18 protein-coding genes and 1 rRNA gene are annotated in these 20,510 nt (G+C 36.8%); 3 read left to right on the plus strand and 16 right to left on the minus strand.

The annotated features are described in order from the left end of the window. Together E3U55_RS12710 and E3U55_RS12715 are read right to left on the minus strand one after the other, a co-directional pair. A 16S ribosomal RNA gene (locus E3U55_RS12710) occupies positions 1–89 on the minus strand; the annotation flags it as partial. Positions 90–493: 404 nt separating this feature from the next. Continuing rightward, complete coding sequence (locus tag E3U55_RS12715) at positions 494–721, minus strand: hypothetical protein (protein ID WP_134340954.1); 228 nt, start codon at positions 719–721, stop codon at positions 494–496. Positions 722–892: 171 nt separating this feature from the next. Here E3U55_RS12715 and E3U55_RS12720 point away from each other — a divergent pair, with 171 nt between their 5' ends. Further along, the gene (locus E3U55_RS12720) at positions 893–1,648 is read left to right on the plus strand and encodes a polysaccharide deacetylase family protein (protein ID WP_134340862.1); all 756 of its coding nucleotides are present in this window, start codon (positions 893–895) and stop codon (positions 1,646–1,648) included. A gap of 33 nt (positions 1,649–1,681) precedes the next feature. Here E3U55_RS12720 and E3U55_RS12725 read toward each other — a convergent pair whose 3' ends face one another. Then, positions 1,682–2,296: a KinB-signaling pathway activation protein gene (locus E3U55_RS12725; protein WP_134340863.1), complete on the minus strand. Its 615-nt coding sequence runs from the start codon at positions 2,294–2,296 to the stop codon at positions 1,682–1,684. A gap of 181 nt (positions 2,297–2,477) precedes the next feature. Here E3U55_RS12725 and gerD point away from each other — a divergent pair, with 181 nt between their 5' ends. Beyond that, positions 2,478–3,122 (plus strand): spore germination lipoprotein GerD, encoded by a 645-nt coding sequence (gerD, locus tag E3U55_RS12730; protein ID WP_134340864.1) that lies wholly within the window; start codon positions 2,478–2,480, stop codon positions 3,120–3,122. A 40-nt stretch (positions 3,123–3,162) separates the two neighbouring features. Here gerD and E3U55_RS12735 read toward each other — a convergent pair whose 3' ends face one another. The 7 genes from E3U55_RS12735 to E3U55_RS12765 all read right to left on the minus strand — a co-directional run bounded on the left by E3U55_RS12735 (position 3,163) and on the right by E3U55_RS12765 (position 11,059). Then, positions 3,163–4,215 (minus strand): Mrp/NBP35 family ATP-binding protein, encoded by a 1,053-nt coding sequence (locus E3U55_RS12735; protein WP_134340865.1) that lies wholly within the window; start codon positions 4,213–4,215, stop codon positions 3,163–3,165. A 103-nt stretch (positions 4,216–4,318) separates the two neighbouring features. Beyond that, positions 4,319–5,035: an N-acetylmuramoyl-L-alanine amidase gene (locus E3U55_RS12740; protein WP_134340866.1), complete on the minus strand. Its 717-nt coding sequence runs from the start codon at positions 5,033–5,035 to the stop codon at positions 4,319–4,321. A 76-nt stretch (positions 5,036–5,111) separates the two neighbouring features. Further along, the gene (opp4C, locus tag E3U55_RS12745; RefSeq protein ID WP_134340867.1) at positions 5,112–6,062 is read right to left on the minus strand and encodes an oligopeptide ABC transporter permease; all 951 of its coding nucleotides are present in this window, start codon (positions 6,060–6,062) and stop codon (positions 5,112–5,114) included. A gap of 11 nt (positions 6,063–6,073) precedes the next feature. Further along, on the minus strand, positions 6,074–7,036 hold the full coding sequence (locus tag E3U55_RS12750; RefSeq protein WP_134340868.1) for an ABC transporter permease: 963 nt from the start codon (positions 7,034–7,036) through the stop codon (positions 6,074–6,076). A gap of 78 nt (positions 7,037–7,114) precedes the next feature. Continuing rightward, positions 7,115–8,962, minus strand: a complete 1,848-nt coding sequence (locus E3U55_RS12755; protein ID WP_194840918.1) for a peptide-binding protein — start codon at positions 8,960–8,962, stop codon at positions 7,115–7,117. 94 nt (positions 8,963–9,056) lie between these two features. After that, the gene (locus E3U55_RS12760) at positions 9,057–10,067 is read right to left on the minus strand and encodes an ABC transporter ATP-binding protein (protein WP_134340869.1); all 1,011 of its coding nucleotides are present in this window, start codon (positions 10,065–10,067) and stop codon (positions 9,057–9,059) included. 11 nt (positions 10,068–10,078) lie between these two features. Further along, positions 10,079–11,059, minus strand: a complete 981-nt coding sequence (locus tag E3U55_RS12765; RefSeq protein ID WP_134340870.1) for an ABC transporter ATP-binding protein — start codon at positions 11,057–11,059, stop codon at positions 10,079–10,081. A gap of 562 nt (positions 11,060–11,621) precedes the next feature. Between E3U55_RS12765 and E3U55_RS12770 the strand changes: the two genes are divergently transcribed. Continuing rightward, complete coding sequence (locus E3U55_RS12770; protein ID WP_194840919.1) at positions 11,622–12,713, plus strand: alpha/beta fold hydrolase; 1,092 nt, start codon at positions 11,622–11,624, stop codon at positions 12,711–12,713. A gap of 96 nt (positions 12,714–12,809) precedes the next feature. Here E3U55_RS12770 and E3U55_RS12775 read toward each other — a convergent pair whose 3' ends face one another. The 6 genes from E3U55_RS12775 to rpsI form a co-directional block, all read right to left on the minus strand. Beyond that, positions 12,810–13,286, minus strand: coding sequence for a GNAT family N-acetyltransferase (locus E3U55_RS12775; RefSeq protein WP_134340872.1), 477 nt, complete (start codon positions 13,284–13,286; stop codon positions 12,810–12,812). A 39-nt stretch (positions 13,287–13,325) separates the two neighbouring features. Next, positions 13,326–17,924 (minus strand): cadherin domain-containing protein, encoded by a 4,599-nt coding sequence (locus tag E3U55_RS12780; RefSeq protein ID WP_134340873.1) that lies wholly within the window; start codon positions 17,922–17,924, stop codon positions 13,326–13,328. A gap of 44 nt (positions 17,925–17,968) precedes the next feature. Then, positions 17,969–18,496, minus strand: a complete 528-nt coding sequence (locus tag E3U55_RS12785; protein ID WP_134340874.1) for a phage tail protein — start codon at positions 18,494–18,496, stop codon at positions 17,969–17,971. 13 nt (positions 18,497–18,509) lie between these two features. Then, positions 18,510–19,010, minus strand: a complete 501-nt coding sequence (locus E3U55_RS12790; RefSeq protein WP_134340875.1) for a phage tail protein — start codon at positions 19,008–19,010, stop codon at positions 18,510–18,512. Positions 19,011–19,034: 24 nt separating this feature from the next. Continuing rightward, on the minus strand, positions 19,035–19,550 hold the full coding sequence (locus tag E3U55_RS12795) for a phage tail protein (RefSeq protein WP_407644118.1): 516 nt from the start codon (positions 19,548–19,550) through the stop codon (positions 19,035–19,037). Positions 19,551–20,106: 556 nt separating this feature from the next. After that, positions 20,107–20,499, minus strand: coding sequence for a 30S ribosomal protein S9 (rpsI, locus tag E3U55_RS12800; RefSeq protein WP_134340877.1), 393 nt, complete (start codon positions 20,497–20,499; stop codon positions 20,107–20,109). Between the last annotated feature and the right edge of the window lie 11 nt (positions 20,500–20,510).

Raw genomic sequence — 20,510 nt, forward strand, 5'->3', positions numbered from 1 at the left:
AAGGATTCAGTCTGCTTCCCGCGCTCGACTTGCATGTATTAGGCACGCCGCCAGCGTTCGTCCTGAGCCAGGATCAAACTCTCCATAAAAGTAGTTTGATTGGCTTGTTTGTTTCGTCTTAGTAACTTTCCACCAACCGTTGAAAGTTACCGAATTGACGACAGGCTATTTTGTTTAGTTTTCAAGGTTCAAAATCAGTGTCGTGTTTTGACGACGAGATTAAATTTATCATAGGGCTGATAAGATGTCAACAAGTTTTAAATAACTTTTTTAAATCATTTTTTAACTTGTTTTATCGCCGTTGTTTTGACGACAAAATTTATAGTATCACAGCATTTAATTCATGACAATACGTTTATTGTAATTTTATTTATTAAGAATTTTTATAATATTAGCATCAAATCTTTAGGTGCTAAGCAACTCATTAAAATCATGCCTATAACCTACATTAAAAGGAGCTGGACTTCCCTTTGCCAGCTCCTTTTATTACTTACTATTTAACTCGGGGGAAATTTTTCTTAGGAGTATAGTTTAAACATGATGAGTGGTTGGCCATTCTTCTGAAAATATTAAACAATATAGAGTAACGTTCTTTAATGGCTTCTTTTACTTGCTTGTCCATGTCTTGATAATTAAAGTCATATAAGAGTTCATCCATCTCTCTTTTAAGTAGATACTCAATCTCTTTCTGTTCTTGTTCAGTAATCATTAACCCTAACAACCTACTCACATCCTTATTCATGCTATAAAACATTGTACCCTCATTTTGTCCATTACTTTAAAGTTTATTAGCTGTTATCCTTCTAAAATTCTATTAAGGGTCATATATATTAAAGAATTACCATATAGCAATAACTTTTAAACAAGAAATTTAAAAAAGGTTGGGTTGAATATGTTCTATGTATTAAATTGGACAAGCTGGAAGAAATGGATCTTTTTTATTTTAGTTGGATTTGTAGTATATTTATCATTTCAACTTTCCTCAGTATATGTTTTTCAACCAGGTTCTAACGCCCAACAAACAGGCGGAATCACTAAAAGTTTAAAAGATGAAAAAGAAATTGCCCTTACAGTTAATGTTGCTTGGGGTGATGATGTCATTGTTGAAGTGTTAGAAGTATTAAAGGGTAAAAAAGTAAAAGCTACTTTCTTCATTAATGGTGAATGGGCGTTAAGAAATGAAGACATCGCCGAATTAATTATAGAAGAAAATCATGAAGTTGGTCTTTTAGGGTTTTACAGTGATCCTTATGAAAAATTAGATTTAGAACAAATTACTGAAGATATCCAAAATGGTGAGCGAACCTTAAAAAAGTTAAATTATGAACCATTAACATTAGTCCGCCCTCCTGAAAATAAATATAATCAGAATGTTGTTCAACATATAAACAGTTTGGGTTACCGAACTGTATTTTGGAGTGTTTTTGCAGGAATAGATCAAAAAACAGATGTTAATCAAAAAAGTAAAGATTTAGCTGATCAATTATCTAACGGTGATATAATTTTGTTTCAAGCACAAGATGATTTAACAGCAACCTCTGAAACGATTAGCCAGTTAATCGACCAAAAGCGGAATGAAGGTTATAAATTTACGACTGTTTCTGAACTTCTTTCACCAGCTAGAATTAAACTTACCCCTATAGAATAGAAAAAGGTAGCCTGATTATAAGGCTACCTTTCATTATTTCGCTTCTTTTGTTGGTCCCTCATTAAAACCTACAATACGGTGTAAGGTTAATAATTGATAAGTATTACAAGCTAATAAAGGAACGATCATGAGTCCAATCCATTCGGCTTCCCCAACATTCAATGCTGGAATCCACTCTAATGTAGTTACAACAATCATAAAAAATAATGCTGGCAAGAAAGCACGCGGGTGTGTTTCTTTCGCTTTTATTTTAGCGATAATATAAGAATAAATCGTTAATGCCGCTGCGATAATAATATAAGATAAAATACTGTTTGGTTCATCAGCTCTTGTATATCTTAAATAGACCAGATCAAACAAAACAATTAAGATAATCAAGATTTGAGCGTGCTTCCAAAAGTATCCGAAAAAGCCTCGTCCAAACTGATGTAACGTTAAATATGCAAAGAAGCCCATTTGACTAATCACACTGTAAACCAGTCCCCAACCGATAAACCAAAATAATGCTCCGATTAGTTCCCATAAATTAATCGGATCCAAAAATGGCGTATAAGCATCAGGTTGTACAAAGAAACTTGTGATGACTGTCGTTAAAGCTCCGATTATTAAACACGTAAAGAAAAACTTTAACCATTTTCTAACTGTCACTACATTTCCCCCTAAACATTTCAATCCATTTGCATTTTATCATTAATTGCCTTTATTTGCTGTCTTCAATTGTGTATATTTTTTCACATCCATCTAATATTAACAAATATATAGGTTAATTTTTAAGAATTAATGTATTTTCTTATTATAAATGAATGTGTTCCTAAAGGAGTCGTCTTCTATGAAAACACGACATATTTTAATATTAATATTTATTATGCTTTTAACCGCCTGTACTCAAGGTGGTGGACAGTCAAAACAAAGTCCGGAGTATGAAGCCACCAAGAAAATGGTTGTTGATATACTAAAGACTGATGATGGTAAAAAAGCTGTTAAAGAAATTTTAACCGAAGAAGAAATGAAACAACAGCTAGTGATTAATTCAGACGTCGTTAAGAAATCAGTTGAACAACTAACTGACGAGAAAAAAGGGAAAGAGTTTTGGACAAAAATGTTCGAAGACCCTTCCTTTGTTCAAACTTATGTCCAAGCTACCAAGGAAGCCAATGAAAAGTTAATTAAAGGGCTGATGAATGACTCAACTTATCAAGCCCAAATGCTTCAATTGTTTCAAAATGAAGAAATGCAGAAAATGTTGCAGTCCGCTTTAAAAAGTCAGCAGTTCCGTGAGCATTTAGAGAAAACCATTCAAGAAACGCTTAACAGTCCGCTTTTTAAAGCGAGAATGACAGAAGTTTTATTAAAAGCGGCTGAAGAACAGCAGAAATCCCAAGGCGGCGGCCAAGGCCAAGATCAACAGCAACAAAGTGGTGGCGGTGGCGGCCAAAGCGGAGGTAGCTCATCAGGTGGCGGTGGCGGATCATAAAAAATTAAGAGCTGTCCTTCAAAAAAGGACAGCTCTTATCTTATTTCGCACGTTTGGTAAGCTTATTAGCAATATTTAAGAAAATTTTACCTGTTGGGTGATCTTCTTGGTAAACTCCTGGAGCAAAAACATCTTCTTCATCATATGGTTGTTGTAATGGTAGACGGCCAAGCACTTCCGTATCCAGTACTTCAGCTAACTTGTCTCCTCCGCCTTCACCAAATACATATTCACGTTGACCAGTAATTGCACTTTCAAAGTAAGACATATTCTCTACAATACCAATAATGTCATGGTCTGCTTTTAGCGCCATTTGACCAGCACGCGCTGCTACAAATGCCGCAGTTGGGTGAGGAGTTGTAACGATTACTTGTTTAGATGAAGGTAATAGATCCTGAACATCTAAAGCAATATCACCTGTTCCCGGTGGTAAGTCTAATAGTAAGTAATCTAAGTCGCCCCACTCTACTTCTTTAAAGAAGCTCGTAAGCATTTTACCAAGCATTGGACCTCTCCAAATGATTGGGGAGTTATCTTCAACAAAGAATCCCATCGAAATAACTTGTACACCAAAGCGCTCAACTGGAATAATTTTTTCACCACGAACTTGTGGGCGGTTTTCAATCCCCATCATATCTGGAACACTAAAACCGTAAATATCCGCATCAACAATGCCGACTTTTTTACCTAAACGAGCAAGAGCAACTGCCAAGTTAACGGTAACAGTAGACTTACCTACGCCACCTTTACCACTTGCGATTGAAATAAACTTAGTTCCGGTTTGTCCGATCAGGTTCGCTTCTTTTTCTTCGTTAGCTGCGCTTACGTATTCTTCACGCTTTTCTTCTGGTAATTCTGTAAAGCGTAAACCAACTGTAGCTACACCTTCTTTTTTCAGCATGCCTACAATTTCTTGTTGTAATTGCATTTGTTCAGCCGAATTAGGTTCCGCTAATGCAATTTTGATACTTGCATGATTCTTATCTTCTTTAATTTTTATATTCTCAATGGCACCTGTTTCCTCAAATGTTTTATGTATATGAGGATCCTTTACCGGATTCAATAACTCTTTAATACGGTCTTCAGTAATCAAACCATACACCTTCCTTTGTTGGTCAATTTTATGTTTATAAAAACTCGCCCAAGACGAGTTCTACTAACTTCAATCGCTAGTATAACATAAAATTAATAACATCTCAGTTAGATTGATTACTGGTTATTTGTTCACCGTGTACGTACTCAACAATACCTTGATAAACCGCAAACGCTAACTCTCTTTGGTAATCCTCCGTTAATAATCTTTTTCGTTCCTGTGCGTTAGATAAAAAGCCTAACTCAACTAACGCTCCCGTTGTTTCTGATTTTTTCAAGATGTATATATTTGAAGTTGAAAAAGCTTGGCGATTCGTTTCGGTTACCTCTCGAATCCTTTCCTGAATGGCCTTTGCGAGCGCCTCATTCGTATCACCCGGGTAATAAAAAGTCTGACCGCCTTTCCATCGTTCATTGACTAAGGAATTTAGATGGAGGCTAACGATGATGTCTGCATCGTGATGCTTAATAAAATCTACACGCTTTCGAATATCATATGCTTTACGTTTAGAATAACCCTTCATATCTTTTGGAGCTAAGTCTTTATCTGTTTCTCGAGTTAAGTGAACTTCAGCACCTGCTTGTCTTAAATAATCCCTCAAGAAAATGGTTGTATTTAATACAATGGATTTTTCTTTGACATCACCATAGTCCGCTCCACCATCCACCCCACCATGTCCGGGATCCAGAACGATTACTTTACCAACAAGAGGCATCACGACATCAGAAGGTTCAGAAAGTGAAGGAACAGGGTATCGCAACAAATAAACTAAGAGAATAAAACAAATCAACCATAAAACCAGGTATATTAACCGCTTCATGTGCAAACCTCCTCAACTCAATATATGGACAAGGAGGCTTAAATATGAAAAAAATCCTACTGGAAAACCAGCAGGATTATCGTTGATTACTTTTTGGATCAAATGCATCACGCAAGCCGTCACCGATAAAATTAATGGCTAAAACTGTGATAAGGATACATAAACCTGGCGGAATCCAGGCGTACCAATGTTGAGTTAATATTCGAACACTTAATGCTTCTGTTAACATATTACCCCACGTCGGTTGAGGCTGCGGAATTCCCATCCCAATAAAGCTCAAACCCGATTCTACAATGATCATGACCGCTACCATTAACGTAGCATTTACGACGATGAGACCCATTATATTAGGAATCATATGTCTAAAGATAATACGCATGTCCGATGCACCGATTGCTTTGGCTCCCAAGACAAATTCTTGTTCTCTCAACGATAAGAACGAACCTCTTATGATACGCGTTAAGTTTGGCCAGCTTACTAAAGCGATAATCGTGACGAATAACGAGACAGAAATATCATCAACAATCGCCATGATTGTCAGTGCCAAAACTAAGAAAGGTAAGGCTAAAATTAAATCAGTAAATCGCATAATAATATTATCAATCTTGCCACCGTAATAACCCGAAATTGAGCCAAGAATAATACCAATGATTAAAGTAAAAAACATGGCACTAAAGCCGACAATTAACGAAATTCTTGAGCCGTATAATAATCTCGACCAATTATCTCGGCCTGATTGATCTGTACCTAATAAGTGTTCATCACTTGGTGGATGTTCTACCATCAGCAAATTACTTTTGGTCGGGCTATGGTCAGTCAATAGCGGGGCACTTAATGACCCAGCAATAATTACAATTAACGTGAATACCCCAATAACAGCTAATTTATTCTTCAAAAATCTTCTTAAAGCTAATTGAAAGGGACTTTTACTTTTTTGCGGTTTTTTACCGTTTATGTTTTGTTCCGAATTGTCCTCAATTGTTTTAACCGCATTAATATTTGGTGTGTTCAGTGTTTCTTTATCCATATTTACTCACCTCAATCATAACGAATTCTCGGATCTACAACACTGTAGAAGATATCCGCCAATAAGTTACCCACTAAAATAAAGACACCAAATATCAGAGCTAACGCCATCACAATTGGATAGTCGCGGTTAATAACCCCTTGCAGGAATAACGTACCTAGACCAGGGTAATTAAAAACTCGTTCAGTAATAACTGCTCCACTAATTAAAACACCAAATTCAAATCCCATTAGCGTAATAATTGGAATTAATGCGTTTCTCAATGTATGTTTATACAATACATTTCGATTCGTCATACCTTTGGCTTTAGCCGTTCGTATATAGTCACTGCCCAATACATCTAATACTTCGGAACGCATATAACGCATGTATGTAGCTGTACCTGCTAATCCCAATGTAATACCAGGTAAAATCATGTGATGTAACCGATCAAAAAACTCCTGCATACCCGCTACATCTGTCCCACTAATGGTTCCCTGTGACGGAAACCAGCCCATTTTGATAGAGAAGAAATAAATAGCTAATAACCCAAAGAAAAAGTTAGGTATAGCCAAACCAAAGAAACCAAAACCAGTCGCAAAATAATCTAACCATGAATAAGGATTACGAGCTGAGTAGATTCCAATTGGAATAGCAACAATAATTGTAAAAAATAATGCCACTAGGCCTAAATAAATCGTATTTAAAAATCTCGCACTAATTAAATCTAAAACAGGTCGACCATTATAAATGAGTGACTCACCAAAATCCCCTTGTACAGTACTCCAAATCCAGTGATAATATTGAACAGGTAATGGATCATTTAACCCTTCCGCTTCCCTTCTTTCTTCATAAACTTCGGGGTCAACATTTGGATCTAGCATCGTAGTAAAAGGGTCACCAGGGGCTGCTTTGGCTAAAGCAAAAACGACCACAGATAATGCGAAAAGCATCGGAACAAAAATTAGTATTCTTCTAATAATATACTTATACATTTACATAACCTCCCTGTTCAAAAAAGGGGATGGGTATGCGTTTTAACGCATACCCCTCAAAATATTAAAGGCTAAAAATTATTGAGCGTCATTTACCCACCATAAGTGTGGATTATTAATGAAGCTATATGGTAATGGATCTACACCTTGTAAACGTTCGTTATAGGCATAGATTTTGTTTTGTGCATAAAGTAATACAGCTGGTAAATCTGTTGCATATAAATTTTGCCATTCTGCATAAACTTGCTCACGGAACGATTGTTCAAATGCTTCAGGTGTTTTAAGACCTTTGTTGATTAACTCATCTGATTTAGGGTTGTTCCAACGTGAAATATTGTAAGCTGCTTCAATATTCCAAAGACCGTTCGGATCCGGATCTCCACTACCTAGAGACCAACCTAAAAGATATAAATCTACTTCTGGATTTTGGTCATCGTTGGTCATAATATCTTCAATATAAGCAGAAAACTCGCTCGCCTGCCCAAGATTTACATTAATCCCTATCTCTTCAAGATTCTCTTCAATAATAGGCGCTGATCTCTCACGAATTTTGTTACCTGTTGGGTATGCTAAATCTAGAATCCACTCTTCACCCTCAGGTGTATCACGCCATCCATCACCATCAGCATCTACATAACCTGCTTCATCTAACATTTGAGCAGCTGTGTCTGGGTTATATTCATACTGAGGAACATCCTCTGTATATGCCCAGAATTGTTGCGCGATTGGCGCATTAATTACACTACCATGACCATGTAATAACCCTTGAACAAGGCCTGGTCGGTTAATCGCGTAAGCAATAGCTTGACGAACTTGTTGATCAGCTACATCAGGGTTTTCAATCCAATTGTCTGGGTTAATAGTTCCCGACTCAGCATCTTCTGTCGTACGATAGTTCAGTTTAAAGCCCATTAACTGATAACCAAAGTCCGTTTGTTCCATCATTTCAATATTGTCATATCCCGCTACCATATCATAGTCAGCAGCCGGCACACCGTTAGGGTCTGCCACGAAATCAATCTCACCAGTTTCTAATAAACTAGTAATAACCGATTGGTCTACAACCTTCCAAGTAATTTTGTCAAGGTAAGGCTTGCCGTTCCAGTAATCATCATTTCTAGTAAGAACATATTGTTCACGTTCGACCATATCACTGAAAACAAATGGCCCAGTACCAATAACTTCTCCAGCATCTAAAGTCGCTGGGTGACTTGGCATTTCTGAGACAGGTATGTCTTCAAAAATGTGTTTAGGTATAATCGTGAAACTAGAGTAGTATAACGGGTTTACATTCGGCTCTTTAAAGTGGAATGTTACCGTATATTTGTCATCTGCCGTAACACCTTGGAATTCATCCGTTTCACCTGCAACGTATTCTTCATACCCTACAAGAGGTGTTACATACTCAGTACGGATACCACCTGCTTCTGTGTATCCTGGGTCAGCAATGGTCTGGTAAGTAAATACAACATCTTCTGCTGTAAATTCTTCACCATCATGCCATTTCACACCTTCTTCTAACTGGAAGGTAATCGCCGTTTGATCTTCGTTCGTTTTCCATTCTTTTGCCAGCTGAGGAATAAACTCGAGTGATCCGTTCTGAGAAACTAATGCTTCATGTGTAAATGAAAGAATATTAGCCTCATAAGCCTCTGAGTAGAAAATTGGGTTGTAAACTCCCGCCGGTGCTGTGTCCATTGCACCTACTAGTTCTCCACCTGATTTCGGCTCATCACTAGCCGTTTCTCCACCATCGTCTTCGCCAGAATCTTCGCCACCATCATCACTATCTTCATCTGATGGCTCTTCTGTTTGATCGTCTTCATCTGAAGGTTCTTCATTTCCTGAATCTGAATTACAAGCCACTAACAAAAATGCAAATAAAGTTAAAACAATTAACAAATACCAAAATTTCTTATTCAACAAACTCAATCCCCCTTTAATAATTTCGAGAAACAATTTAACCAACTATCGTGGCTCCCTCCCCACTAATCACCCCCTAAAAGTATGTAAGAAAATATTATTCTTCATCATATAAGTGACAGGCGACATAATGACCATCACCTTTATGTTGAAGTTCAGGCCTAACTTCTGCACACCTCTCATGTGCCATTGGACACCTTGTTCTAAAAGCACAACCACTCGGCGGATTAGAAGGACTTGGTAAATCCCCTTCTAACTTTATCTTTTCGCGTTCAACGTCTACATTAGTATCTGGAATAGCAGAAAGAAGTGCCTGTGTATAAGGATGTAGAGGGTTTTCATAGATTGGCTTTTTAGGAGCCACCTCTACTAGCCTTCCAAGGTACATAACACCTACACGATCACTGACATGCTTAACCACGCTTAAATCATGTGAAATAAATAGATATGTTAATCCAAATTCATCTTGAAGGTCATCCATCAAATTCAGAACCTGAGCTTGAATGGAAACATCCAAAGCAGAAACAGCTTCATCTGCAATTACAAATTTAGGATTAATTGCTAGTGCTCGAGCGATACTAATTCGTTGACGCTGTCCACCAGAGAATTCGTGAGGGTATTTCATACGATCGCTGGCTCTTAACCCTACTTTTTCCAACAAAGTGTTAACAAGTTCTTTTCGCTCTTTTTTGTTCATGTCCGTTTGAATAATCAATGGTTCTTCAATTAATTGTTCTACACTCATCTTTGTGTTCAGAGATGCAAAAGGGTCTTGGAAAACGATCTGCATATCTCTTCTTATTGGACGTAATTTTTTATTCCTCAAATGAGTAATATCCTGATCATTAAAAAGAATCTTTCCATCAGTTGGCTCGAGTAACCGAAGAATGGCACGACCTAACGTTGATTTACCTGATCCTGACTCACCAACAATCCCCAATGTTTCTCCTTGTTTAATATCAAAGGTGACACCATCAACAGCTTTGACATGACCAATAGTGCGCTTTAATACCCCGCCTTTGATTGGAAAATACTTTTTTAAGTTTTCCACTCTTACTAACGTTTGTTGTTCAGTTTGAATAAGATCTTTTTCTTCAACAGTCGCCATGGTTAGCCCCCTTAATCATCCTTTGAATATAAGTAACAACGTACCGCGTGATCATGATCTAAATGTATAATCTCTGGATTAGATTTAAAACATTGATCCATGGCATGCGGACATCGGCTTGAGAAACGGCAACCTTCAGGAAAACTATGCGCTGGCGGAACCGTTCCTCGAATAGTTCCCAATCTATCTTCTTCTTTATATATACTTGGTAGACTCTCTAATAGCCCTTCAGTATATGGATGCTTAGGGTCTTTAAAAAGTACCTTTTTAGGTGATTCTTCAACTATTTGGCCACCATACATTACCAGAACTCGATCAGCATATTCGGCTACGACACCTAAATCGTGCGTAATCAATAAGAGTCCCATATTCAGCTTAGCTTTCATTTCGTTCATTAAATCCAGGATTTGGGCCTGAATTGTCACATCTAGTGCGGTTGTGGGTTCGTCCGCTATTAATAACTTGGGATCGCAGGAGATAGCAATCGCAATCATCGCACGCTGCCTCATTCCACCTGATAACTGGTGAGGATACTCATCAATAGTCTGGTCTGCCCTCGGAAAACCAACTAATTTTAATAAATCAATCGCACGCTGTCTTGCCTGCTTCTTACTCATCTTTTTATGTTTTCTCAGCACTTCGGTAATTTGGTTTCCTATCGTATATACAGGGTTCAACGCAGTCATTGGCTCCTGAAAAATCATCGCGACATCATTACCACGAATTTTAGTCATTTCTTTATCTGATAAAGTTAATAGATTTCGTCCAAGTAAGCTAACTTCTCCATCTACAATTTTTCCGGGTTTATTAATCAACTGCATAATAGATAATGAGGTGATACTCTTACCACTGCCCGACTCCCCAACTAATGCTACTGTCTCACCGGCCTTAACTGTTAAATCCACATCATCTACTGCTCTTGCCACTTTGTCATCATCTAAAAAGAAGTAAGTTTTTAGATCTTTAACATCTAATACCGTCTCATTTGTCACCTAGCAACACCCCAAAATTGTTTTATGGATACGAAATATGTACTATATTCCTCTCTTAAAAACTATGCTTGCCTTAAATAATTTATTAGAGAGATTTTCGAGAATTTATACCATGTATTTATATAAACAAACTTTTTAAGTTTTTTCAATATTATAAATAGTTCTAATTTTTTGTTATTTTGTCTAATTTTATCGAAATTTGTAGAAAGTTGTGATAAAACTTAAAAATATTCTAAAAACTTTTTTAAAAATGTATTACAGGACTGGCTATACTTCGCAATACGAAACATTCGAACTTAGAAATAGATAGGATAATGATTTTGTCGAATCACACAGAAACCCTAACCAATTTGATTGATTAGGGTTTCTGTGTGAACTATGGACTTAATTTATGCGAATCTTTCTTTGTAGGGACTATTGTTTCTTTAACTTGAGGTAGAAAGTTTTGAAGACGTTGCGATTTTCCTTTTCTCCCATAACACATGTATTTTGGTAGAAATAGACAAATTTTCAAGAGAGTTATATAATAATATTACTAATTAATGTTACAAGGATGAGCCTAATGACTCATAAGTTCGATTTACAAAGCATCTATTACAAATGGATTGAATCTACTAATGACGCCTCTGCAGATACCTTAATATTCATTCACGGCCTCGGCCATGATCACCGTACATGGAATTATATCATTCCTTACCTCAACGAAAGCTTTAATATATTAACTTACGACTTAAGGGGACATGGCAAGAGCTCCGAAACAGATGGAGCAATCACTTTTGATAGTCTTGCTCAAGATTTAAGACTCTTGATCAAGGAATTAGATATCAGCAATTTTCATATTTTTGCACAAGGGCTTGGAGGATATGTCGGAATACAGGCTGCAAGTCAACTTAATTTAAAATCTCTCATTTTAGTTGGTGTGCCGATAAATTTCCCTAATAGTTTAGTGAATCAAATAATTAAAAGGGAGAAATCTCAATCAGATGAAATATCTTTATTGAGTTTGGCTGAAAAGATGATCAACATTATCTGTTATAAAACTACAGAAGAAAAAAAGGAGATTTTACTAGATGCATATAAAAAGGTTAAACCAGAGTTGTATTATAAGTTATTTAACTTGGATAACTCTGACTCTATTAAGGAATCTTTAGCCCAAGTCGATTTTCCTATTTTATTAATGTCTGGTGCAGAGGATTCAATTTATCCCCCCGAAGTGTTCAGTTTTAATCTGAACTTTATTAAACAGGCTCGGTATTATATCGTTCCTGACGCCTCTTACATGATTCAACTAGACCAACCTGAACTGGTATCAGAAATGGTTAAAAGGTTTATTAAAAATCCACCTAAACAACAAAAATCGTTATCAAGCAATTATAGGAAAGAACTTTTAATTGAGTGGCACACCTCTATAGGGGACTTCTTACATGACGATTTGATCAACCAAGAATTAATCGAAGCCATAACCCCACGTGAACTAAAAGTATTAGAACTTTTGAATATAGGGTTAACAAATAAACAAATTGCGGATAAGCTTTGTTTAACTGAGGGGACCGTCAAAGGATATAACCATAATATCTACTCAAAATTTCAGGTTAATAATCGAACTCAGGCGCTTCAAAAAGCGAGGAAACTTAAAATAATAAGAGATTATTAATTCTCATATATAAAAAAACATGAGCAGCATAATTACCACTCATGTATCAGATCTCTTGATATGGACCAATTTAGTACACTCAACCCAAAACTACAACTACTTTAGCGATTTCCATTCCATGTAAATATTAATGTCATTACCATCTATCACATGAAACCCTAATCTTTTATATAGTTTTAAAGCTGGATTGTCAGGTCGCACGGTAAGCCTTATAGAGATTTTATTTTTTGCTGCTTCATGTTGAAGTTCCTTTATAAGTTTAGTGCCTATTCCACTACCTCGAAATTTAGGTAGTAAAGATATATCGACAAGAGTGAGACAAGATTGGGAATGATCAATCAAGACCCTTCCTGCATTCTCACTCTTAACCGAAATTAATAGCTTATAAAGGTTCGGATATTGTTGTTCGTAAGATTGCTGTTGCGCTCGATATTGTATTAATAAAAACTCAATCTGTTGCTGGTTATCCCATCCCCAAAGCATCATCTCATTCTGGCGAGTACTTGCATACAATTCAAATAAGAAACTTTGATCAACTTCAGGTATGATTTCCCTAGTTTGGACATATCGCACTTAAAAGCGTCCTCTCCACCAATAAACTACTTTCATAAATTATTTATCCTCTTGACTGTGAGTAGAAGCTGCCTCAATTTCTCCTGCAGCCCAATGATTGGTAGGGACATCTGGAAAAGAAGTTTGGTCTACTTCCTGTATAGGCTTTCGATCCAGCAAACGATTGAAAACAATTACTGCTTCCGCTCTTGTCAAAGTTTGATTAGGACGAAAAGACCCATCTGGATACCCGCTCATAATTCCCCAGTCACTCACTTTCAGGATAATATCCTTAGCCCAATGTTCTGCGACATCTGAATATTTAGCATTAGGTTGTATATCGAAGTTACCTTGTTTCAACTTAAAGGTGATGACTGCCATTTCAGCTCGAGTAATCGAATCATTCGGCCGAAAATTGCCTTGGTAATCTCCAACCATTAACCCAGACGTAACAACCTCTGTAATCGCTTTAGCTGCCCAATGATTATTCGCAACATCTGTAGGTTCTTTTATTTCATCAGATAATTCATTTGAGAATATTTTCGCTAACATGCTTGCTATTTCAGCACGCGTCATTCCTTTATTGGGTCGAAATGTACCATCCGGAAAGCCTTGAATATATGGCCCATAATAATCTATTTCATCTTGATCTTCTTCATTTTTACCATCCTGCTTATCTTCATCCTGTTCGTCACTTGAATCATCATCGTAATCAAATGTTGGTCTGCTTTTCCTTGTGGCTACTAGATGATATATTTGGGTCGTTATACCATCTTGTGCTGTGACCTCAATAAAAATATCATTGTTACCTACCTTCAAAGTAATGGGGTCTGACTGTAACTGATCTGTACCTTTCAAACCATTCACCTTAAAGGAAGCATATTGATTTAACAAGCTAGCCGTAACAGACAATTTACTAACTGAATAAGGTAAAGCTATTTTGTATTGATATACATTTGAATCAAATTTAGGCGTGAGATTGCCGGCATTAATTGATAAAGCTGACAAAAGAGCATCATCAGAAGGTAATATTTCAACGTTGATTTTACCCTTACTCGTCTGACCCTTCTCATCATAAACTTTATAGGTCACCGTATCCTGACCATGTTCACCTGCGTATGGTGTATAAGTAAATTCACCCGTATTAACATCACTAATTAACGTTTCTCCTTTGAGCCCCTGACTTACCACTTCAAAAGTTAATGTATCGCTATCAGCATCTGTAGCATGCAACTTCCCTTCATATGGTGTGTCTACGTTGATGATGACATCCATAGATTTTGCCACTGGAGGATCATTAACAGAGGCAATTGTTAAAGCAACAGCCGCATGATCAAGGGATTTTAATTCATTGTCTTTTCCTTTCCACTTAAAACTGGTTGATCCATTCCAATTATCGTCAGGTTGAAATATCAAACTATCTATCTCAGATATTAATATATCAATAGGAAGAGGAATCTCAGTTCCATTAAATAATAAGACGCCATTCAATGGTTTGGATATTATTTGAATTTTTGCTAACGTGTCGCCGTCTTCGTCAGTGTATGAAAAGTGACTACTGTTAAATCGAAAAGCTTGATCCTCGATTCCGTTAAATGAACTATCAGATACTTGTGGCGCTTCATTTTGATTCATCACAGTTACATCAAATGTCATCGAGTTGTCATTAACACCATCAGTAACTCCGACCGTCACTTTGTAAACGTTATTTTTATCCTTATCTAACGGATTCTCATAATTAGGTAACGATTTAAAAGCCAGTTCTCCTGAAGATGAATCTATTTCAAACAGGGCTGCATCCTTTCCTCCGTATATGGAATACTCAAACGTTCCTATCGTGTCAGGATCATTCACATTCACTGATGTAACGGTCTTTTTGTTTTCATTAACACTTATGGAGTAATTATTAGTAATAATTGGGGTAGTGTCATTCTCATCCTGTACACTAACAATTATTTCTTCGTTAGTTTCATTAATACCATCCGATACCTTAATGTCTAATTCATAAAGCTGATTTCCATCTGCATCAAGTGGGTATTCATAATCTGGAGCCACTTTAAATGTTAACTCACCAGTAACCGCATCAATTTTAAATAAATTTGAATCCGCCCCACTCACAATGGCATAATTTAAAACTCCTACATTATCCACGTCGGTTACAATGAAATTAACCTTTGTATTATTTTCAGTAATTTTTAAGGATTTGTTGGGAATAGCAGGTGCATTATCATTTAAATCCTCAACACTTATTATTAGTGTTTGTGTACTACCTTTATATCCATCAGTTGCCTCAATATCAATTTCATAAGTATTGTTTACATCAATATCTCCAGGCTTTTCATAGTCCGGTGCTGTTGAGAAAAATAATTCACCTGATGCATCATTTATTTTAAAATGACTTGAATCTTTCCCCTCTTTTATGATGTAGGTTATACTGTCACCTTCCGGATCATCAGCCGTTACGGTTAACACGAAGCTGTTATTTTCATTAACATTTACATTACCGCTACTAGATAAAACAGGCGACTCATTCACATTTTGAACAATGACTGAGATGTTTTTATTAACGAAATGAACACCATCAGACACTTGAATTTGAACTTTATAGCTATTATTATTATCAGAGTCTTGGGGAGATTCAAAATTTGGCGAACCAGAAAACGACAATTCTCCGTTTACAGAATTGACACTAAATAAATCAGAGTCTACACCCCCGATAATATTATATTCAAACAACCCTACAGTATCTGCATCCGTCACGTTTATGGTTATTACAGTAGAGGTATTTTCATTGACTTTAATAGAATCTTGATTAGTAATGATGGGTGAATTGTCATTAACATCCTTTACATTCACAGTTAACAACTGGCTGTCAGTGTTTAATCCATCAGACACTTGAACTCTAACTTGATAGCTGTTATTTTTGTCTGAATCACTTGGATTCTCATAATCTACTAATGAAGCTAGAGTTAAGTCTCCTGATGATGGATTAATAATAAATTGCCCATCATCTGCACCCCCAATGATGGAATAGGTTAATTCAGCCGTTCCATCATTATCGATAGCCTGAAAAGTTGTAATGTCTGCACTGCCTTCGCTAACACTAATAATGCCATTATCGTTACCACCATTTGAAATAATATCTGGCGAAAACTCATTGACGTCTAGTACATTCACCGTCACTATTTGATCTGAGGTACTATTATGGTCTTCAGCATCATCGGCTTGGATGATTAAACTGTGACTAGACTCATTCTCGTAATTCAAATCATCTGCATCCGAAATTGTAATTATTCCACTACCATCGATAGCAAATAGGGAAATACTATCTCCGTCAATGTCTGGATTACCAGATATTATATTATACCTAATATTCTCATCATCTTCTCCACCGTCCCCATCATTCGCATCGACATCCCCAACAATCCTATTATTTTCGGCATCTTCTTTTATTGAGAAAGGACCTATCTCAGTAAAAATAGGTTGTTGATTAAGAGTACTTACATCCATCTTAATCGGACTCACCTGTAAATTCGGCGGATTTGCATCATCTTCAGCAACTACATAAATATCATATGGAGTGCTACTTTCTAAATTAGAAATAACACTTGATTTGTTGGTTAGCGCTGTATCTACAACTATTGAACCATACTGAATAGCTGCAACCCCAGAACTGTTGAAACCTTTTTTTACCTGTGTGACACTAGGTGCGCTCGCCCCATTAGGAACGACCACATAATATGCTGTACCGGGTTCATTAAGTTGAACAGTTAACGTAGTTTGGTTTGCAGTTGTTCCACTCATAAATGGAACTTCTCCAAACTCTGGTACGACATCATCAATGACTTTTATAGTGAATGTTTTCTCATACGTAGCACCTTTACTATCAGTGGTCTGAATTGTAATATTGTGCGTGCCTGATTTAAGATTATTGGTCGTGAGCAATTGGTTTCCGTTAATTTGAAATGAGGGGTTATCCGTGACTAAATTATAAACATGGGAATCTCCACTATCTGAATCGGTAGTTGATAAGTGACCTACCACCGCATTCGCACCAGCACTTAAGTTGATTTGGGTTGAATCAATCGAAATATTGGATGGTGGCGAAGATATTGTGAGGTTGTCAATAATTAAACCGAAAAGTACTGATGAAAATTCCACCTTATCAACCACAGTATTATTAAAATCAACTATTTGACTTTCATCATAATTGGTAACAAATAGCTCATCATATACGACGTTTCCATTATTATAACCAGTAATAGTTAGATCCCGACCATAAAGGTCGAATAATAAATACATATTTTCAATAATAAATGGTTTTCCGTCTTCACGTTTAATGGTAAACGTTTCAGTGTTTTCCACATCTCCAAAATTGTGATAGACGACAAAAGCTCTAGATCCTCCTTCCCCGATACCTTCAAAAAGATGAAATACAGCATGGTCACCATCTGCATTTAAAGGAGAATTGTATCTTAGTGTGAAATCCCCCATGACTCTATCTACACTATTAACCCCCTCATTTGCATCATCAACATCTTTATCAAAAACATCTGGTGGAGAACTCTCATATCTATCCACTATTCCATATGTCTGTATTGAAAACAATAACGGGATTGTAAACATAGCTGCAAAAAAACAAATCACTTTATACTTCATGTTTCAAACACTCCTCAACTAAATTACAACCAATACCACGTAGCTTATGCACGCGGTGGATAGGAGCCAAATAGACATATGATAAAATTTAAACCTACATAGGGTTGCCTGTTATTATGAGGGTCATTTCCACCTTCAAATTGTAATGATTGAGCGTTCATTGCAATATCTGGTTTAATATTTGTATATGCATCTGGTGTCGAAACTATTGAACCTTTCACATCTGCCCACACGGCGTTTTCCGGACTTTCTTGATCTGCATTAGTATGACTACCCGGTACATGTGAATGGGAAGGTATTTCCTCAAGTGTTAGAGTGACTTCAGATTGACCTCCTTTCTCTCCTAACTCTCTTGATGACAATCCCTCTCCATTACCTTGGTGCATGGCAGTTCTACCATTTAGGTCTGGCAGTGCAAAAGTCGTTTTTCCATCACCTCCATAAGTAGTGCCTATTATTGAAAATAAAGTTGTGTTTTGAGAAATCGGTAATAATTGGCCGTTACAAAACGCCCAATTTTTCGGTTCAAACTTCCCCGAAAAAATACGTATTTCTCCGATATAAGGATCCATTTAATTACCTCCATTAATTTCTAGGCGGGAAAATGCCTTTAGTAGCAATACAATAATTTGCTACAATGTAAGGTTGCATATTATTATGTCCTGCATTGCCCCCAGCATAGGATAGTGATTCATTATTCATTGTGATATTCTGATCTGTTGAATAAACTTTAGCTTCTGTTTTGGCCCAAACATGGTCTTTAGCAATCGGCTGATCCGCTATTTGACTACTTGCATATACCTGATGATTATGTTTCGGCAATTCCTGCATAGTGAGTGCATGCATCTCTTCACCTTCAACTTCTCCCCACTTGATTTCTTCGCTTACGTGAACAGGTACTCTTCCACGTAAATCTGGTAAGGCAAATGTCGACCTACCATCACCACCAAATGTTGTCCCTATTAGAGAAAATAAGGCTTGATTTTGTGAGATAGAAATAACTTGACCATTACACAACTCCCAATCAGCTGGAGCAAAGTCGAATGAAAACAATCTTATTTCACCTAAATACGGTTCTTCTGACATGGATAAACCTCCTTTTAAAATTATCTAACTGCGAGATGGATAAATGCCTGTTAAAGAGATGATATAGTTTACAACGAGGTAGGGCATAACGTTTTCATGAGGTAGATTTTCCCCAGCACTAGAGATGGTGTCTGGGTGCATAGAACTGTCTGGTGGTGACGCAGCATATTGCTTGTAGGGTGAGTGTGCCCAAAATGCATTTTCAGGACTTTTAGTTGAACCGTCTGATGATACGGACAAAGCTTGGTGATTATGTCTTGGAAGTTGTTGAATCGACAGTGTAGCCAGCTCCTCTCCACCTTTTTGCCCTAATGAGTAATACGTACCTGTTAAGCTATTCTTACCTTGATGTAATGGTATTCTCCCTTGAAAGTCTGGCAAAGCAAACGTTTTCCTGCCATCTCCGCCATATTTTGTACCTATGAGTGAAAATAACGCTTCATTTTGGGATATCGCCAATTTCTGACCGTTACAGATAGCCCATCCCACTGGTGCATAACTTCCTCCAAACATTCGAATTTCTCCGATATATTGTTCCATAATACTCTCCTTTCTTTTAAGTATCTCTTTAATACTATGAAGCTTGGACTGTCATTTATGAAAATAATCAAGCATCAAAAAACATACCTCACAAATAAGTAACCTCAAATTATAATTTTTCAAATATCATAAGATAGTTAGATAATGAAGATTATTTTCATTGACCATATCTATTATTTAGAATAAAGTTTTTTGAACTGTTATAAAACTAACTTTAGTTAGTTTTATTAAAAAAACTTCCCTATTAGATTCTCATTAATAATCTTGTCTCACTTTTCAACTGTACTAAAATTCACAAGCTTCATTACATCTTTCGTACACAAATAATTTAAAGACTTTTTCTGTATACTCTGCTTCTTTTATGATAATAGAACGAATTCGCTCTCAGACCTATTTACAGAACATTCCCACTGAGAAGAAACTCACCTTTAGAATATCTATAACACATACAAAAACCACCACAGAACTACATTCTGTGGTGGTTATATTTCTTACCTTTTAATTTAAAAAAGGCTCCCAACCAATATAGGTTGAAAGCCTTTCACTGTTAGCAATATTAACGCTTCGAGAACTGTGGCGCACGACGAGCACCTTTAAGACCGTATTTCTTACGCTCTTTCTCACGTGCATCACGAGTTAAGAAACCAGCACGCTTAAGCGTTGGACGATAGTCCGGGTCAGCTTCTAATAGTGCACGAGCGACGCCTAGACGAATCGCACCTGCCTGACCTGTATATCCACCACCGTGAACGTTTACTAGTACATCATAGTTACCAACGTTTTCAGTTGCTTCAAGTGGTTGGTTGATGACTAAGCGTAACGTTTCGTGTGGGAAGTAATCTTGTGCATCTACTTTATTAACAATAACTTTTCCGCTTCCAGGAACAAGACGTACACGAGCTACCGAGCTCTTACGACGACCAGTTCCATAGTATTGAACTTGTGCCAAAGTGTTATACC

This window comes from Filobacillus milosensis, assembly GCF_004402015.1.
In the GTDB taxonomy this organism is placed as follows: domain Bacteria; phylum Bacillota; class Bacilli; order Bacillales; family Alkalibacillaceae; genus Filobacillus; species Filobacillus milosensis.

Excerpts from the sequence above, each read along its gene's own strand:
- E3U55_RS12720 (WP_134340862.1), top strand. The coding sequence starts at position 893 with ATGTTCTATGTATTAAATTGGACAAGCTGGAAGAAATGGATCTTTTTT.
- gerD (WP_134340864.1), top strand. The coding sequence starts at position 2,478 with ATGAAAACACGACATATTTTAATATTAATATTTATTATGCTTTTAACC.
- E3U55_RS12740 (WP_134340866.1), bottom strand. The coding sequence starts at position 5,035 with ATGAAGCGGTTAATATACCTGGTTTTATGGTTGATTTGTTTTATTCTC.
- opp4C (WP_134340867.1), bottom strand. The coding sequence starts at position 6,062 with ATGGATAAAGAAACACTGAACACACCAAATATTAATGCGGTTAAAACA.
- E3U55_RS12750 (WP_134340868.1), bottom strand. The coding sequence starts at position 7,036 with ATGTATAAGTATATTATTAGAAGAATACTAATTTTTGTTCCGATGCTT.
- E3U55_RS12760 (WP_134340869.1), bottom strand. The coding sequence starts at position 10,067 with ATGGCGACTGTTGAAGAAAAAGATCTTATTCAAACTGAACAACAAACG.
- E3U55_RS12770 (WP_194840919.1), top strand. The coding sequence starts at position 11,622 with ATGACTCATAAGTTCGATTTACAAAGCATCTATTACAAATGGATTGAA.
- E3U55_RS12780 (WP_134340873.1), bottom strand. The coding sequence starts at position 17,924 with ATGAAGTATAAAGTGATTTGTTTTTTTGCAGCTATGTTTACAATCCCG.
- E3U55_RS12785 (WP_134340874.1), bottom strand. The coding sequence starts at position 18,496 with ATGGATCCTTATATCGGAGAAATACGTATTTTTTCGGGGAAGTTTGAA.
- E3U55_RS12790 (WP_134340875.1), bottom strand. The coding sequence starts at position 19,010 with ATGTCAGAAGAACCGTATTTAGGTGAAATAAGATTGTTTTCATTCGAC.
- E3U55_RS12795 (WP_407644118.1), bottom strand. The coding sequence starts at position 19,550 with ATGGAACAATATATCGGAGAAATTCGAATGTTTGGAGGAAGTTATGCA.